Origin of the sequence: Niastella populi, assembly GCF_002078015.1 — a bacterium.
Taxonomy (GTDB): Bacteria; Bacteroidota; Bacteroidia; order Chitinophagales; family Chitinophagaceae; genus Niastella; species Niastella populi.
This window is the reverse complement of the sequence record NZ_LWBP01000243.1, coordinates 272,896-288,047: the sequence shown is the minus strand read 5'-3', so window position 1 is coordinate 288,047 and position 15,152 is coordinate 272,896. Positions and strand designations below refer to the sequence as shown.

Genomic DNA, 15,152 nt, shown 5'->3' with positions numbered 1-15,152 from the left:
ATTTCACAAACAAACCCATGATAATGCAACGAAACCGAATAACGCTGGCATTGCTCACAATAGCAATATCAGGCATCGTATCCTGCAAAAGCAACAAATCTGGTATAGCCATACCCAAAGACGCTTCTGTAGCTGTGCAAGTTAGCACCAGCTCCCTTACCTCAAAAGTGAGCTGGGAAGAGATCAAGCAAAACGAGTGGTTCAAAAAACTGTATAACGAGGAAACCGATTCACTCGGTAAAAAAATAATGGAGAATCCCGCCAGTACAGGTATCGATCTGAAAGCCGACCTGGCTTTCTTTATCAAAAAACAAAACCAGGGCGGTTACATGGCATTTGAAGGCGGCGTGCAGGATGCAGCTGCTTTTGAAGCTTTTACGACAAAAGTGAACAAAGGCGGTAAAGTGGTAAAAGAAGGCGATGTGAATGTATTGGCCACCGGTCTTAAAAGCCTGGTAGCCTGGACGAACAGCCGTTTTATTTATATCATGGATATGCCCATGGCCACTGCAAGCGCCAGGCTGAACAATAGCAATCCCGGTTCATACGAACCATTCTCTTTCAAAACCGACAGTTTACAGAAATTCGCTGTTGAATTGTTCGATCTGAAAGGCAGTGACAACCTGGCCAACGACGATCGTTTTGCGGCTTTGACAAAAGAAGCCGGCGATATTCACTACTGGGTCAACGCCGCTCAATACGACAATGCACTCGGCGGTTATTTGTCGATGCTTAAACTGAATGTACTGTTCGAAGGCAATGCCTACGGCGCTACCATCAGCTTCGACAATGGCAAGATCACCATGAAATCGAAAAGCTGGTACAACAAAGAACTGAAGGAACTGATGAAGAAATATGCAGGCGGCAAGGTTAGCGAAGCCACCATCAACCGCATTCCTTCAAAAAATGTAGTAGCTGCATTTGCTTTCAAATACCCACCCGAAGGGTTGAGAGATCTTATCAAACTGCTCGGTGTTGATGGTCTTGTGAACAGCTTTTTCAGCGGCGTTGGTTACAGCACCGATGAATTCATTAAAGCCAATAATGGCGATATGCTGATAGCCGTTACCGATTTTGAAATGAAATCGCGTTCCATAACCATGGAAGGCCCCGATGGAAAACCAATGACCATTGAGGGTGGTGCGCCCAGTCCGAACGCCAATGTACTGGTTGCTACTTCAGTGAACGACAAACCGGCCTTCGATAAACTGTTCGGTATTTTGCAATCAAAAGCCCAGGAATTTCAACCTTATACAAAGGATATTCACTTTAAACTGAACAACGAATGGTTTGCCGCGGGTAACTCACCTGAACAGGTAACCAGTTTCCTGAGCGGCGGCAATAACAATTTCGAATTTACAAAACGCATCAGCGGTAAAGCATTCGGCGGTTACATCAATATTCAACAGTTGCTGAAAACGGCTACCGCTGCCGCCACCGACAGCAGCGCCAAAGCAGCGTTGGATGCATCGATCAATATGTGGCAGGATGTTTACATGATCAGCGGCGGCGAAGAGAATGGCGCCTATACAGCTGAAGGTGAAATTAACCTGGTCGACAAAAACACCAACAGCTTAAAACAACTGAACAAATACCTCGATACGATCACTAAGATCGTAAGCCCAAAACGCAATCCGTACGATGCACAGGTAAATCTGAAATACAGCGACCCGGCCGCATTGAGCCTGGCTGCGCTTGAACCTGCATTGCATTAGTAAAACAATATATTTATACATCAGGAACAAGCCTGCTCACGGGATAACCAACGGGCAGGCTTGTTGCTTGATCAAGTAATCAGCGGCCAACATGCAACTTCAATTACAGCAACTATTACCGGTTTATTTCGATGAAAGCCAGCGCAACGGATCTGAAGTATGGCGGAAGGACCTTACGTTCAACAAAGGCGAGTATATAAAGATCGTAGCGCCTTCAGGCAGCGGCAAGTCGTCGCTCATGCATTTTTTGTATGGCCTGCGCAATGAGTACAACGGCAACATAACTTACAACAACAACGACCTTAAGAAATTTACCGCAGAAGATTTTGCCGTTTACCGGAAAGATCAGGTAAGCATTGTGTTCCAGGACCTGCGTCTTTTTCCCGAACAAACCGTGTATGAGAACATCGAGCTGAAACGGCAGCTGAATTCCTTTCACCCTGCTGAAAAGATAAAAGAAATGGCAGAACGCCTGGGTATCGGCAGTAAGCTGAAAAATAAAAGCCGCATTTGTTCCTATGGCGAACAACAACGTGTGGCTATCATCCGCGCCCTCATGCAGCCCTTCGACTTCCTGTTGCTGGATGAACCTTTCAGCCATCTCGATGACAAGAACTCGCAGAACGCCATGCAACTTATGCTGGAGGAAGCCAGGCTGCGCAATGCCGCCATCATCTTTGCCGACCTGGAACGTATTGACTTTTTTCCGTACACCCGATTGTTTCATTTGTAATTCTTTCACGTGGCAGTATCTTTCAAACCCATCCGCACATTATTGCAAACCGGTACCAACACCGGTTCCCGCTGGTTCTCCTATATTGGTTTAGGCATTGGCGTATTGCTGTTGTTGTGCTCCATTCAAATGTTCATCAATATTCAGCAATTGTTAGGGGGTGAAAACCAGCGAAAGGAAGGTTACGATTTCATTTCGATCTCGAAAACCATTACCAATGAAACCATGGGCCAGCTGGAGAAGAACCTGTTCAATGAGAATGACATAAAAGAAATAAGCAGCAAACCTTTTGTACAGGGCGTATCGCCGCTGGTAGCCAACCGCTTTCGCGTACAGTTAAGCGCCGGTGAAATTATTCCCTTCAGCACCGATATGTTCCTCGAAACGCTTGACAATACTTTCATCGATACCGTTCCACCCAACTTTACCTGGAAAGAAGGCCAGGATTATATTCCCATCGTTTTCTCATCCGACTTCCTGGAAATATACAACGTATTTGCGCCCGGTTACGGATTACCGCAATTGTCCGAAGCAACCGCCTCACAGGTTATGGTTTACATTACCTGCTACGGAGCCAACGGCTTGCAGCAAACTTTCCGCGGCTCCATTGTGGCATTGAGCGACCGGGTTAACTCCATCATTGTTCCCAAGACTTTTCTCGACTGGGCCAATATGAAATTCGGGAATGTGCACGATGTAAAAGCATCGCGTTTATACATAAAGACAAAGGATGCCAACAACCCCGATTTTCTTTCTTACCTGCAACAGAAGAACTATAAGGTAAATAAGGATAAAACAAAATTCGGCAGGGTAAAACAGGTACTGCAGGGCATCTTTAGCGGACTGGGAATTTTCGGGATGCTGGTGGTTATTCTTGCATTGATGTTGTTTTCGTTTTATCTGCAGCTGATGATCGCGCGCAGTAAAGACAATTTGCAGCTATTGCTGATGCTGGGTTACTCGCCCAACTGGCTGAGCAAAAATGTATCGAAACAATTTATTCCGGTATATATCCTGGTAGTGCTTACCGCACTGGTGTTTACCGAAGGCATGCAGTGGGCCTTTCATCATTTTGCCATGTTCGACCGCCCCGAGCTGTCGTCACTGCTTCACTGGTCGGTGCTTACCACCGCGTTGTTTTTAATTGGGCTTTCACTGCTTACCAATTACCGTATGGTAAAGAAGTTGTTGTATAAACTGGTGTAATTGGCAATAGAACTTAGTAGCCGTATTTTTCTTTAAATGCGGCTAATTCTTTTTCATTTAGTTGCTTGAGCAGATAGGTTTGATAACCATTGCGGTCTGCTTCAACAAAAGGGATTTTTTTGTAGTAAAACTCCTGAAGCACCTGGCATAAAATAAATGTATGTTTTTCACTATTTAGATAGAACTGGCAAGCGATCGATTTACCATCATAGGTAAAACTCAAAGTATTCTGCAAACCATCTGATGTTTGCGACATCATGTTGCCTTTATCTTTATATTTCAGCCCCGCATAGGAATGAATAACAAATCGCAGGTTCCTTATTTTTTCCATTTCATACACTACACCCGCAATTTCTATTGAAGCTGTAGTTATCACCAGTTTGGTCTTTGATAAAATATATGCCTGCACATTGCCTTTCTTCATAACGGCTAAAGTAATTCCGGCAACCACAGCAAGAATAAACAGGGTAGTTCCGGTTTTATACCATCCTGCTAAACTGGCTACCAGTGCGCCTGCGATGAGTACCAGCACAATGTTGGTACCTTTTACTACCGTTTTGTCGGTATTCCTTGTAATGATATAGGTAGAAAATTCCATCAATCTATCTGTTTCAAATGATGCTCCAGGTGCACAACATAGTCAATAGCGAGCCACTCGAGCGTTTTAGGTTCACCGGAAGGAATGATGACGGTATAAGAAAGTTTATCAGCAGGAAACGTTCTCATAACATTTACCACCTGCCGGTTCAACACGCTCCACAACTGCAGCAAATGCGCCAACGGTAATTGCTGGTAACGATTTATGGCTACCAGTTCGTCCTGGTTATACCGGATCACCGTGTACGGCTGCGGAAAATATTGGGTATCGGTAAAGCGCTTCAGGTTATTGATGGCCGAATCAATGAGGTGGCCAAGGATCTCCTGTTTCGACCATTTGCCAGGGGCCGGCTTTTGTAATAAGATCTCCGCAGCAAATTGTTGTAACCTTTCAGGAACTTCCTGAATATGTTTTTCTAAATGAAGGATGGCAGTTTGCAGGTCCATATGGAATTGGTTTAATGACGTTTCTTTTTGTTCAACCGCGCATATTGCTTATGTACGAACTCGCGTGTGAACGCTTCTTTTACCACCAGCTTTACACCGGCAGCGCGCCACTCATCGGTTAGCCGGCACAACATAGTGTAATCATCATAATTACGCAGGTGAAACTCATGATCGTGGGTAACGCCTTTATAAGTGATCAGCAATACATTATTTACGCCATAGGTTATTTGCGGGGTCAGCATTCCTTCCTGCCTGATGCGGTAAACAAACCCGTCATAGGCGTTTATATGCAGTTCCAGCGCTACCTCTTTAATAGGGTAATATTCCCTGCCTAACCTGATGAACGAAGGCGACAACGTGAGCAGGCGGTTGTCGAGCGCCCTGAAATTAAAAACCGTTTTTTTTGAAATAGCCGCATACACCAGGGGTATGGCCCAAATGCACAGTGCCGTCCAGATAACATACATGGGCAGCCAGTCGCTCAGGAACATACAAAGTAAGAACATGCATAACATATACAGTACCACGAGAAAACGCGCGTACGGATTGTATTTATATATCAGCGTGGTCAGTTCGGTTTCCCGCATAATATCGGAAAGAATTTAAAGATTTCGGGATTTAGAGATTTGTTTACGATTCGAACCAGGGGACATCTCCAAATCTTCAAATCGCAAAATCAGAAATTAAACGGCAGCATACTTCTTACTTCGGAAATTTAAAACCATAACCACCAAATAGAAAAAGAACACATTTAGGGCGTTCACTTACTATACCCCTTCATACACAATAGCGCCCCCCTGCCCTACACCCACACACATGGTAGCGAGCCCGTGTTTTGCACCACGTTTTTTCATTTCATGAACAAGCGTAGCCGAAATGCGCACCCCACTGCAACCCAGCGGATGGCCGATGGCAATGGAGCCGCCGTTCACATTCACATTGTTTACATCGAACTTCAGGTCCTGTATACAGGCAATGGATTGCGCAGCGAATGCCTCATTCAACTCTATCAGGTCGAGATCGGCTGCAGTCAACCCTGCCCGTTGCAATGCCTTCCGGCTGGCTGGTACCGGGCCAATACCCATAATGGCGGGGTCAACCCCGGCAACCGCCATCGATACTATACGGGCCAGGGGTTTCAAATTATATTTTTGAACCGCTTCTTCACTGGCCAGCAGCATGGCGGCAGCGCCATCGTTAATGCCCGATGAATTACCTGCGGTAACCGTTCCATCTTTTATAAAGGCGGGGCGCAGCGAGCTGAGCTTTTCGAGCGAAGTAACACGCGGCGGTTCGTCCTTTTCAAGAAATATTTTTTCTTCCTTGCCGCCAAAGATCTCTACCCCACTGATCTCTTCTTTCCATTTTCCTTTCTCCAGCGCAGCAAAATATTTCTCCTGGCTTTGGAGGGCAAACTCGTCCTGGGCCTGGCGGCCGATCTTCCATTGTTTGGCTACGTTCTCGGCGGTTTCGCCCATGGAATAGGGATGATATTTGTCGGTAAGTTTTTTATTCGGAAAACGCCAGCCGATGGTTGAATCAACCACTTCGGGTGTACGGTTCCAGGCGCCGGATGACTTGAGCTGTACAAATGGCGCACGGGTCATGCTTTCAACACCACCGGCAATCATCAGCTCGCCGTCGCCGCACATGATGGCGCGGGCGGCATCCATAATAGCCTGCAAACCGGAGGCACATAAACGGTTCACCGTGTTGCCCGGAACAGTTACGGGTAAACCAGCCAGCAGCGCGGCCATACGGGCCACATTGCGGTTATCTTCCCCGGCCTGGTTGGCATCGCCGGCAATAACATCTTCTATTGCATTTACATCTATAGCGGCATTGCGTTGTAATAATGACTTTATCACATGAGCGAGCAGATCGTCGGGACGAATAGTACTTAATGCGCCACCATATTTACCTATAGGTGTTCTTACCGCATCTATGACATATACTTTCTTCATATTAGTTTTTGTTTGAGCTGGAATTTGCGTTCGCAAAGTAATTGTAAACTATCTGATTTGAATGCTTTATTAAAAACTTTAATAATTAAAACAGTTACAGCAACTTATACTACTAAAATTCTCCAATCTATTTATGAATTCTTATCTTTTGGGCATCTAATAGTAAACCCGTTCCGCACATGCTGAAATATATTGCTTTATTGTCATTCATCAGCCTTACCTTTTCCTGCCGGGATCAAAAAAAGCAGCCACCCAATTATGCTGAATTGATCAAAGGTGATTGGATTGGTAAAGAAAAACTGCAGGAAAACAGGCAAACCCAAACAGCGTATTTGCTTATAGACGACACGGTGATCCGCAGGTCGGTGCACAGGTTTGGCCTGAAATACCAGATCAAAGAAGATACCCTGATCGTTGAGGATTTCAATGATGACAAAAAAGTACACCTGCGTTATTTCCATATTGCAAAACTTACAAACGACTCCTTCATTTGCACAGCAGGCCGATACCAGCAGGATTCATTTCAATATGTAAAACTGCAACCGAAAAACAACATTACTCCCGCTGCCATTTATTTTGGTTACGAAGGCCCCGTGGAATTCCTTCATTCACGGTACTATATTGAAATAGATTCATTACGCAACGTACGCTTTTGGGGTATACGGGATTCTTCAACGAAACAGGGGTATAAAGGAACGCTTACCGAAAAAGCATATAACTCCATTGTCAGCAGTATCAGAAAGCTACCGGCCGATTCCTTAAAATTAATTTATGTAGCCCCCTGGCAGGGCGATCAAACGATGGGCGTTTCCATTGTTTATGGCGATAAGGTCATTCGCTCTGCAACCTATGGCCATTACCGGGAACCGATGGAACTGTACTTTTTATTGAACCAGTTAAGTGACCTGAACTGGCAGGTAAAAATGCAGCCTGATCCTTCGCTGACAAAAGACTATTTCGAGCGTAAAATAAGCGTTCTGCCGGTGACCACACCGCCACCACCTGCATTACGAAAAGAAGAATAACCCCCCGCCAGGAAATTCACATTCTCCTGCAATTCTATAATCCTGAATTTCAGGAAAATACCCCTATTCCCCAAAGCCAGCCAAAGCCTCATTAGCTAATCCGCCGCGGCCTTTGTACCTTTGCACCATGTTAAAGACGGCGCATAAGAACATAAGGCAGCTGAACCTCAGTGAGTTGGAACAGTATTTTGAAACCCTGGGCGAGAAGAGATTCCGCGCCAGACAGGTGTACGAATGGCTTTGGCTGAAACAGGCCCATTCCTTCGAGGCGATGACCAACCTCAGTAAGGAACTGCGGGCCAAGCTTACCGAAAACTTTTCTTTGCCCGCTTTAACCGTCGACGCCACGCAATACTCTGCCGATGGCACCATTAAGTCGCGCTTTCGCACGCAGGACAAACACCTTGTTGAAGGCGTACTGATCCCTACCGACGAACGCAAGACCGCCTGCGTTTCTTCCCAGATCGGTTGTTCGTTGAGCTGTAAATTCTGCGCCACCGGTTATATGGACCGCAAACGTAACCTTGAGTTTGATGAGATCTATGACGAAGTGGTGCTTATAAACCAGCAAAGCGAGCGCGTGTATAATAAAAAGCTCACCAATATTGTATTTATGGGTATGGGTGAGCCCCTGCTCAATTACAAGAACGTATTACATGCCATAGAACGTATTACTTCACCCGATGGATTGGGCATGAGCCCCCGCCGTATAACTGTTTCTACCGCCGGCGTTGCCAAAATGATAAAACAACTGGGTGATGATAATGTGAAGTTCAAACTGGCTTTATCACTGCACGCCGCCAATGATACCAAGCGGAACGAGATCATGCCTATAAACGAAACCAACAATCTCAAAGCACTGATAGAGGCACTGAACTATTTCTATAAAAAAACAGGGAACGAGATCACCTTCGAATATATCCTCTTCAAAGACTTTAACGACAGTATAAAGGATGCCGATGAACTGATCAGGATTTGCCGGCAGGTGCCTGCCGACCTGGTAAACATCATTGAGTATAACCCCATCGACGCCGCCCGTTTTGAAAAACCCGAGGAGAATACCGTTAATGAATTCATGGCTTACCTCGAACGGCACCGCGTAAACGCCCGCCTTCGCCGCAGCCGGGGAAAAGATATCGATGCAGCCTGCGGTCAGTTGGCGAATAAAGATCAATTGTAATATTCCAGCACGTAAAGGGGGCATTAAGTGAATAGAAACTCCGGATCGGGAACCGGGTTATTGAGTTAGTGAGTTATATTCGCTATTAATTGCAAGCCCACGCACTTACTAACTGAATAACTCAATAACTTATCAACCGGCTTTACGGCCTTTTAAACTGCGAGAATAAATTATCAAACGTAACAACGGCCCAAAGGGCGTGTGCATCGTCGAAATCCTTACCGTTGGCACGCTGCTGAAATATGTTGAGATAGCTGAATGAAGCTTTTATATTTTTTACCACTTCCAGTGAGAAACCAGCAGCGGCCCTGTTCTGATCGAACATACTGGCATTGTTCTTAACCGCTTTACCGAATTGCACCAACACCTCATCGGAGATAAAAAACGAAACAGGCTTATTATTCTGTAATATGCCAATTACCGGTTTTTCAAACCGCGTCATATAACGTAGCCGCCAGTTAGGAATATACACGTCATTCTGATTTATATCGCGTCTGCGGCACTCCGTTGTAAAGCGGCTGGAGAAGTCAACATGTTTACCCTTTAATTCATGTTCAAGCCGCGCGCTGAACCGGAACTCCTTTATGCCCGGAAGATCTATGTCTTCAGGTTCTGAAAGAAAAGGATAGGAATCGAAATAACCCAACGGTGAAAGGTAAAGTTTCAGGTTCTTATTGATGCAGTAGTTAGTCCAGATCAAAAAACTATTGTAATGAAGCGCGCCAAAGATGTTTTTCTCGTGGGGAATGTTCTGCGTCCTTTTCTGCAGGAATAATTCCCACTTCCACCTGTCGTTAATACGGTCTGCCAGAATTAGCCTTCCCCAGAACACCCCATGGCTTCTGGTAGTTTGGCCAAACGTTTTGATGGATACAGCTGTAAATACTAATAGAATAAATATATTCCTCCTGTGCATGATGTTCAAAAATACCCCCGCCCTGTCCAATTACAAAATGTTACTCTATAAATCAGGTGGGTAATTACGGCTGCCCTGTAGCGAAGCCCCGGAAACAAAACCGGCAAAGAGGTTCGGGAACCGGCTTTAAGCGTTAAGCCTTCAGCGTTAAGCGTCCTTAACATTTTCCCAACCCGCTCATCCGCGATTTCCGCCATCTACGAACAATTTCTTACATACGTTAAACCTGCACGCCCGGCCGCGGTCTATGATGCCGTATAAAGGATATTTTAACAAACCCTGCCGCAGGCTAAAAACCTCACCCGGCATCTAAACAGTAAAATAAGGAAATATGAAAAAAGCAATTTTTGGAATAGCGATAGCCACATGTATCACATTGGGCGCCAGTGCACAGGATCAGTCGAACAGCCTTTCTGGCCACCCTAAAAAACATCACCGTGGTAATAAAATGGCAAAGATGGAACAGCTCAACTTAACCGACCAGCAAAAGACCGAGCTGAAGGCCATTAACGAGGACTTTAAAACGCAGCTGACAGATCTTAAAAAGAGTGAAGATAAAATTACCGTAAGCGAGTGGAAAAGCAAGATGGCCACCATCAGGAAAGACCACCATGAAAAAGTAGAAAAGGTGCTTACCGATGAGCAAAAAGCCAGCATGAAAAAGATGCGGCATGAGAACAAACACGAGATGCGCAAACATGGCGGCCGTAACCTCGAGCACATGAAGAAAGAGCTGAACCTCACCGATGACCAGGTAAACGCTTTAAAAAAGAACCGTGAGGACATGGCACAAAAATTTAAAGCTATGAGGGAAGATAAGAACCTGAGCGAAGATCAAAAGAAGGCCGAAATGAAAGAATTCAGGAAACAACAGCACGAAAGCCTGAAATCGATCCTCACGCCGGAACAGTTGCAAAAGCTTGAACAGCAGAAGAATCAGCATAAACATCACAGGCAACAACCGCCTGTTCAATCATAAAGGTTACGCTGTTATAATTGAGGCTCTCCCCGCTTTCGTGGGGAGAGTTTTTTATTTGTACCTTTGCGGCTCATTACTGTTGAAAAACAGCAAACTACTACACATGGCACAAGGATTTAAGAAATTTATGAGTAAAGGCGACAGCGGCGCCAAAAAGAAAGAACGCATCCGCCAGGAGAAGAAAAAGCTTCGCCAGGAAACCAAAGCATACTTCGAAAAGAAAAAGCAGGAAGCCCGCCAGGCAAGAGCCCAGGGCCAGGCCGGTGGTTATCAGTCGGAAAGAGGCAGGAAGGAATATGGCGATAAAAAGGCTGCAAGCTCCACGCCGAACGCTTCACGCAATACAGGGAAAGGCTTTAAAGGCAACGAGGCAACGAGGCAGCGGGGCAACGAGCAAGGCACAGAGGCATCAAGGCATAAAGGCAACAGGAAAACCCCAGGTTTCAAGCCGCAAGCTGCAGGCAATACAGATAGAGCCAAAAGTTTTAAGCCGAAAGCCGAAAGCAATACAGAAAAAGCTTCCACCTACGCCAGGGCTACAGCCGACAAAGGAAAAGCCAAAAATTCAGGAAGCCAACCACAAACCACAAACAACAAACCACAAACCGCCAAATCGGGCACCCAACCACAAACAACAAACAGCAAACCACAAACAAGTGGAACCGCCGTTGCCGGCGCTATGCCGCTCAACAAATTCATCGCCCATGCCGGCATCTGCTCGCGCCGCGATGCAGCCGACCTGGTGAAAGCCGGTAAGGTGATCGTGAACGGCGAAAAGATCGCTGAACCGGGCCATAAGGTTTCCGATAAAGACGAGATCAAAGTGAACGGCAAAAAGCTGTTCCTGCGCAGGAACCTCGTTTACATTCTGCTCAATAAACCAAAGGATTTCATCACCACCACCGAAGACCCGCAAGGCCGTAAAACGGTGCTTGACATTGTAAAGAACGCAACAGAAGAACGCGTTTATCCCATTGGCCGGTTAGACCGGAACACCACCGGTGTTTTGTTACTTACCAACGACGGCGAGCTGGCGCAAAAATTATCGCACCCCAGCTACGAGATCAAAAAGATCTACGAAGTAAAACTCGACAAGCCCCTTATAAAAAAAGATTTTGATACCCTTCTGAACGGCATTACGCTCGAAGACGGTTTCGTTTCACCCGATTCGCTGGCCTACGCCGATTCGAAAGACAAAAGCGTTATCGGAATCGAGATCCACAGCGGCCGCAACCGTATCGTTCGCCGTATATTCGAACACCTGGGGTATGATGTGCGTAACCTCGACAGGGTAATGTATGCCAACCTCACCAAGAAAAATGTAGACAGAGGCAAGTGGCGCTTCTTAACAGAAAAAGAAGTACGCCTCCTTAAATACCTGAACGCCTCTTATACAAAAAACAAAACAGCTACACGTGGTTAAAGTATCACCGGAGATCATTTTAGAGAACGAACATTTTATAGTCATCAATAAACCGCCGGGCCTGTTGAGTATTCCCGACCGGGAGGGGAAAGAAGCTTCGCTGAAAGAGATCTTACAGCAGAAATACGAGCAGATATTCACCGTGCACCGGCTCGACCGCGAAACGAGCGGCATCATCGTATTTGCCAAAGACGCCGAAACGCATAAGTTCCTGTCGCAGGCATTTGAAGAAAGAACTGTAGAGAAATATTATGTAGGCCTGGTTGCAGGTACATTGCCCGATAAACAAAAGACCATCGAAGCGCCCATTACCGAGAACACCGTTAAACGGGGCGTTATGATCATTCATAAAAGAGGCAAACCCGCCATTACCGATTACAAGGTGCTGGAAGAATTTGGTAAGTTCTCGTTCGTTCAATTCCAGATCCATACCGGCCGTACGCACCAGATCAGGGTGCATATGCAATACCTCGGTCACCCATTGGTGTGCGATGAAATATATGGCGATGGTTTACCGGTTAAGATCTCTTCTTTCAAACGGAATTATAAACTTTCGAAAAACGAGGAAGAAGAAAGGCCCATACTCGCCCGCACCGGGCTGCATGCCCAACGGCTGCGATTTACCGATATGAATGGGAACCAGTATGATCTCGAGGCTGAAATGCCAAAGGATATGAGGGCGCTGCTTCAGCAGTTGAGAAAGAACAGTTAACCAGTTGACGAGGTGTGCCGCATTTGATTATCGCCGCCAAAGAAATGTGGCACACCTTTTAGCTTTATTTATAAACCACCCCGTCCTTCATCACAAAGCTCACTCTTCCCATTGCCTGAATATCTTTAACCGGATCGCCATCTACCGCAATTACATCTGCCAGCCTGCCTTTTTCAATACTGCCTATTTTATCGGCAACACCTATCAACCCGGCGGCCGTAACGGTAGCTGACTGAATGGTTTCCATAGGCGGCATTCCTGCTTCTGTCATATATACAAACTCGAGCCAGTTACGGCCATGCGCATACACGCCGGCATCGGTGCCAAACGCAATCTTCACACCGGCTTTATAGGCTTTGCCAAACGTGCTTTGAATTTTAGGGCCAATGGCCAGTGCTTTGGGCGTTACCAGTGCAGGATAATAACCGGGCTTTTTTGCTGAATCGCCTACGGCCTTTCCCGCTGTAATGGTAGGCACATAATAAGTGCCATACTGTTTCATCAACTGCATCACTTCATCGTCCATTAAAGTGCCATGTTCTATGCTGTTCACACCGGCCCTTACCGCCCGTTTCATGGCTTCGGCCCCGTGACAATGCGCGGCTACTTTAAATCCGTAATCACGCGCCGTTTCTACAATGGCCTTTATCTCATCTTCCGTAAACTGGGGGTTCTCCCCGCTTTTTGCAACGCTCAATACGCCGCCGGAGGCAGTTATCTTTATGAGGTCGGCGCCATCTTTATAACGCTGCCGCACAGCCTTTCTGCATTCGTCGGCCCCATTGGCCACACCTGCTGCCGGACCGGGATCGCCCATCAGGTCGTTGCGGTAACCATTGGTGGGGTCGGCATGGCCGCCCGTAGTGGCAATTGATTTACCGGCTGTGTATATCCGGGGGCCTTTTATAAGTTTTTTATTGATGGCATTGCGGAGCGAGATATTCACACCCGAACCGCCCAGGTCGCGCACGGTAGTAAAACCGGTCATCAACGTACGCTCGGCATAAACAACCGATTGAAAGGCATAGTCGGCCGGGTTGTAAGTGAAGGTTTCCATATAGCGGGTTGGGCTGGTTTCATGTTCCATATGCACATGACAGTCGATCAAACCCGGCAATACCGTTTTGTTTTTAAGATCGATCACTTTGTCGGTACCGGCGGGTTTGGAATAACCAGCCTGTACATCGGTGATGGTGTTGCCTTCTATGACAATGGAATATTCATTCAGTACCTGTCCTTTTTTTACATCGATCAATTTACCGCAGTGAAGAATGGTGCGTTGTGAAAGCAACAGTAACGGGTTACAGATCAATACCCCAAGCAGTAGTTTCTTCATGTGACGAATTTTTACGGAAGATAAAACATTTAAACAGCTTGTGGGTAACGGATATTCAGGGTAAACATTAATTCAAACAACCCGCAATAAAATACAATGCCGTTCCGGTTGAACCGGAACGGCATTGTGCATGTATAAAGAAATAATTTATTCTTACTGATTCGGCTGAGGTGTATAACGCAGGTAAGGTTTTACCACTTTAACACCTTTAGGGAACTTCTTGATAGCGTCGTCGGTAGAAACTGCAGGAACCACAATTACATCTTCACCATTTTTCCAGTCGGCCGGCGTAGCCACGCTGTAGTTAGCGGTCAGTTGCAATGAATCAACCACGCGCAATACTTCATAGAAGTTTCTTCCTGTGGAAGCAGGGTAAGTGATCATCAGCTTCACTTTTTTATCGGGACCGATCACGAACAGTGAACGAACGGTGAAAGTTTCAGAAGCATTGGGGTGGATCATATCGTACAAAGTAGCTACGTTCCTGTCTTCATCGGCGATGATTGGGAAACCTACTGTGCAATTCTGTGTTTCGTTGATATCATTAACCCAACCGAGGTGTTTATCGAGCGGATCAACACTAACAGCCAGCACTTTCACATTGCGTTTGGCAAATTCCTCCTGCAACAAAGCAGTTTTCCCTAACTCGGTAGTACAAACCGGTGTATAATCAGCAGGATGGGAAAACAAAATTCCCCAGCCGTTTCCAAGGTATTCGTAGAAATCAATATCGCCGGCAGTGGTCTTAGCCTGGAAGTTAGGAGCGATGTCGCCTAATCTTAAACTCATATACTAAGTATTTTAAGGTTGAGAAAATGATTATTTACGCTAAAATGGGGTACGAAGATACAAATCCTACTCAAAAAGTAGACTGATATCTGAATTTTTGTTTTCAGGGATTGAACCGGTTGGTTTTAAG

The 15,152-nt window shown here is 46.0% G+C and carries 15 protein-coding genes; 8 read left to right on the top strand and 7 right to left on the bottom strand.

Features of this window, described 5'->3' with window-relative positions; genetic code table 11:
* Positions 1-23: 23 nt before the first annotated feature.
* The 3 genes from A4R26_RS32265 to A4R26_RS32255 all read left to right on the top strand — a co-directional run bounded on the left by A4R26_RS32265 (position 24) and on the right by A4R26_RS32255 (position 3,654).
* On the top strand, positions 24-1,715 hold the full coding sequence (locus tag A4R26_RS32265; protein WP_165760487.1) for a DUF4836 family protein: 1,692 nt from the start codon (positions 24-26) through the stop codon (positions 1,713-1,715).
* Between the two features lie 91 nt (positions 1,716-1,806).
* Entirely contained in the window at positions 1,807-2,448 is a 642-nt protein-coding gene (locus tag A4R26_RS32260) for an ATP-binding cassette domain-containing protein (protein ID WP_081170947.1), read from the top strand.
* Between the two features lie 9 nt (positions 2,449-2,457).
* Positions 2,458-3,654, top strand: a complete 1,197-nt coding sequence (locus tag A4R26_RS32255) for a transporter (RefSeq protein WP_081170945.1) — start codon at positions 2,458-2,460, stop codon at positions 3,652-3,654.
* A gap of 13 nt (positions 3,655-3,667) precedes the next feature.
* Here the strand turns inward: A4R26_RS32255 and A4R26_RS32250 are convergent, their stop codons facing one another.
* From A4R26_RS32250 to A4R26_RS32235, 4 genes are all read right to left on the bottom strand, one after another.
* Entirely contained in the window at positions 3,668-4,252 is a 585-nt protein-coding gene (locus A4R26_RS32250; protein WP_081170943.1) for a hypothetical protein, read from the bottom strand.
* Positions 4,252-4,698: a DinB family protein gene (locus A4R26_RS32245; protein WP_081170941.1), complete on the bottom strand. Its 447-nt coding sequence runs from the start codon at positions 4,696-4,698 to the stop codon at positions 4,252-4,254. The genes A4R26_RS32250 and A4R26_RS32245 overlap by 1 nt, the downstream gene beginning before the upstream one ends.
* Before the next feature lie 11 nt (positions 4,699-4,709).
* Positions 4,710-5,285 carry a hypothetical protein gene (locus A4R26_RS32240; protein WP_081170939.1) on the bottom strand — a complete coding sequence of 192 codons (576 nt, stop codon included), beginning with the start codon at positions 5,283-5,285 and terminating at the stop codon, positions 4,710-4,712.
* Between the two features lie 180 nt (positions 5,286-5,465).
* Positions 5,466-6,662: a thiolase family protein gene (locus tag A4R26_RS32235; RefSeq protein ID WP_081170937.1), complete on the bottom strand. Its 1,197-nt coding sequence runs from the start codon at positions 6,660-6,662 to the stop codon at positions 5,466-5,468.
* A 179-nt stretch (positions 6,663-6,841) separates the two neighbouring features.
* On the opposite strand from A4R26_RS32235, the gene A4R26_RS32230 reads away from it, so the two are divergent.
* Positions 6,842-7,687 (top strand): DUF6438 domain-containing protein, encoded by an 846-nt coding sequence (locus A4R26_RS32230; RefSeq protein ID WP_081170935.1) that lies wholly within the window; start codon positions 6,842-6,844, stop codon positions 7,685-7,687.
* A gap of 127 nt (positions 7,688-7,814) precedes the next feature.
* Complete coding sequence (gene rlmN / locus A4R26_RS32225; RefSeq protein WP_081170933.1) at positions 7,815-8,867, top strand: dual-specificity RNA methyltransferase RlmN; 1,053 nt, start codon at positions 7,815-7,817, stop codon at positions 8,865-8,867.
* Between the two features lie 142 nt (positions 8,868-9,009).
* On the opposite strand, the gene A4R26_RS32220 is transcribed toward rlmN, so the two are convergent.
* A complete protein-coding gene (locus A4R26_RS32220) occupies positions 9,010-9,783 on the bottom strand; it encodes a DUF2490 domain-containing protein (protein ID WP_133054847.1) in 774 nt (257 codons plus the stop codon).
* 331 nt (positions 9,784-10,114) lie between these two features.
* Between A4R26_RS32220 and A4R26_RS32215 the strand changes: the two genes are divergently transcribed.
* The 3 genes from A4R26_RS32215 (at position 10,115) to A4R26_RS32205 (ending at position 12,897) form a co-directional block, all read left to right on the top strand.
* The gene (locus A4R26_RS32215) at positions 10,115-10,762 is read left to right on the top strand and encodes a hypothetical protein (protein WP_081170929.1); all 648 of its coding nucleotides are present in this window, start codon (positions 10,115-10,117) and stop codon (positions 10,760-10,762) included.
* A gap of 103 nt (positions 10,763-10,865) precedes the next feature.
* Positions 10,866-12,185, top strand: coding sequence for a pseudouridine synthase (locus A4R26_RS35750; protein WP_242675077.1), 1,320 nt, complete (start codon positions 10,866-10,868; stop codon positions 12,183-12,185).
* Entirely contained in the window at positions 12,178-12,897 is a 720-nt protein-coding gene (locus A4R26_RS32205) for an RluA family pseudouridine synthase (RefSeq protein WP_081170927.1), read from the top strand. The genes A4R26_RS35750 and A4R26_RS32205 overlap by 8 nt, the downstream gene beginning before the upstream one ends.
* Positions 12,898-12,961: 64 nt before the next feature.
* Here the strand turns inward: A4R26_RS32205 and A4R26_RS32200 are convergent, their stop codons facing one another.
* A complete protein-coding gene (locus tag A4R26_RS32200; protein ID WP_081170925.1) occupies positions 12,962-14,233 on the bottom strand; it encodes a metal-dependent hydrolase family protein in 1,272 nt (423 codons plus the stop codon).
* Between the two features lie 153 nt (positions 14,234-14,386).
* A complete protein-coding gene (locus A4R26_RS32195) occupies positions 14,387-15,022 on the bottom strand; it encodes a peroxiredoxin (protein ID WP_081170923.1) in 636 nt (211 codons plus the stop codon).
* Between the last annotated feature and the right edge of the window lie 130 nt (positions 15,023-15,152).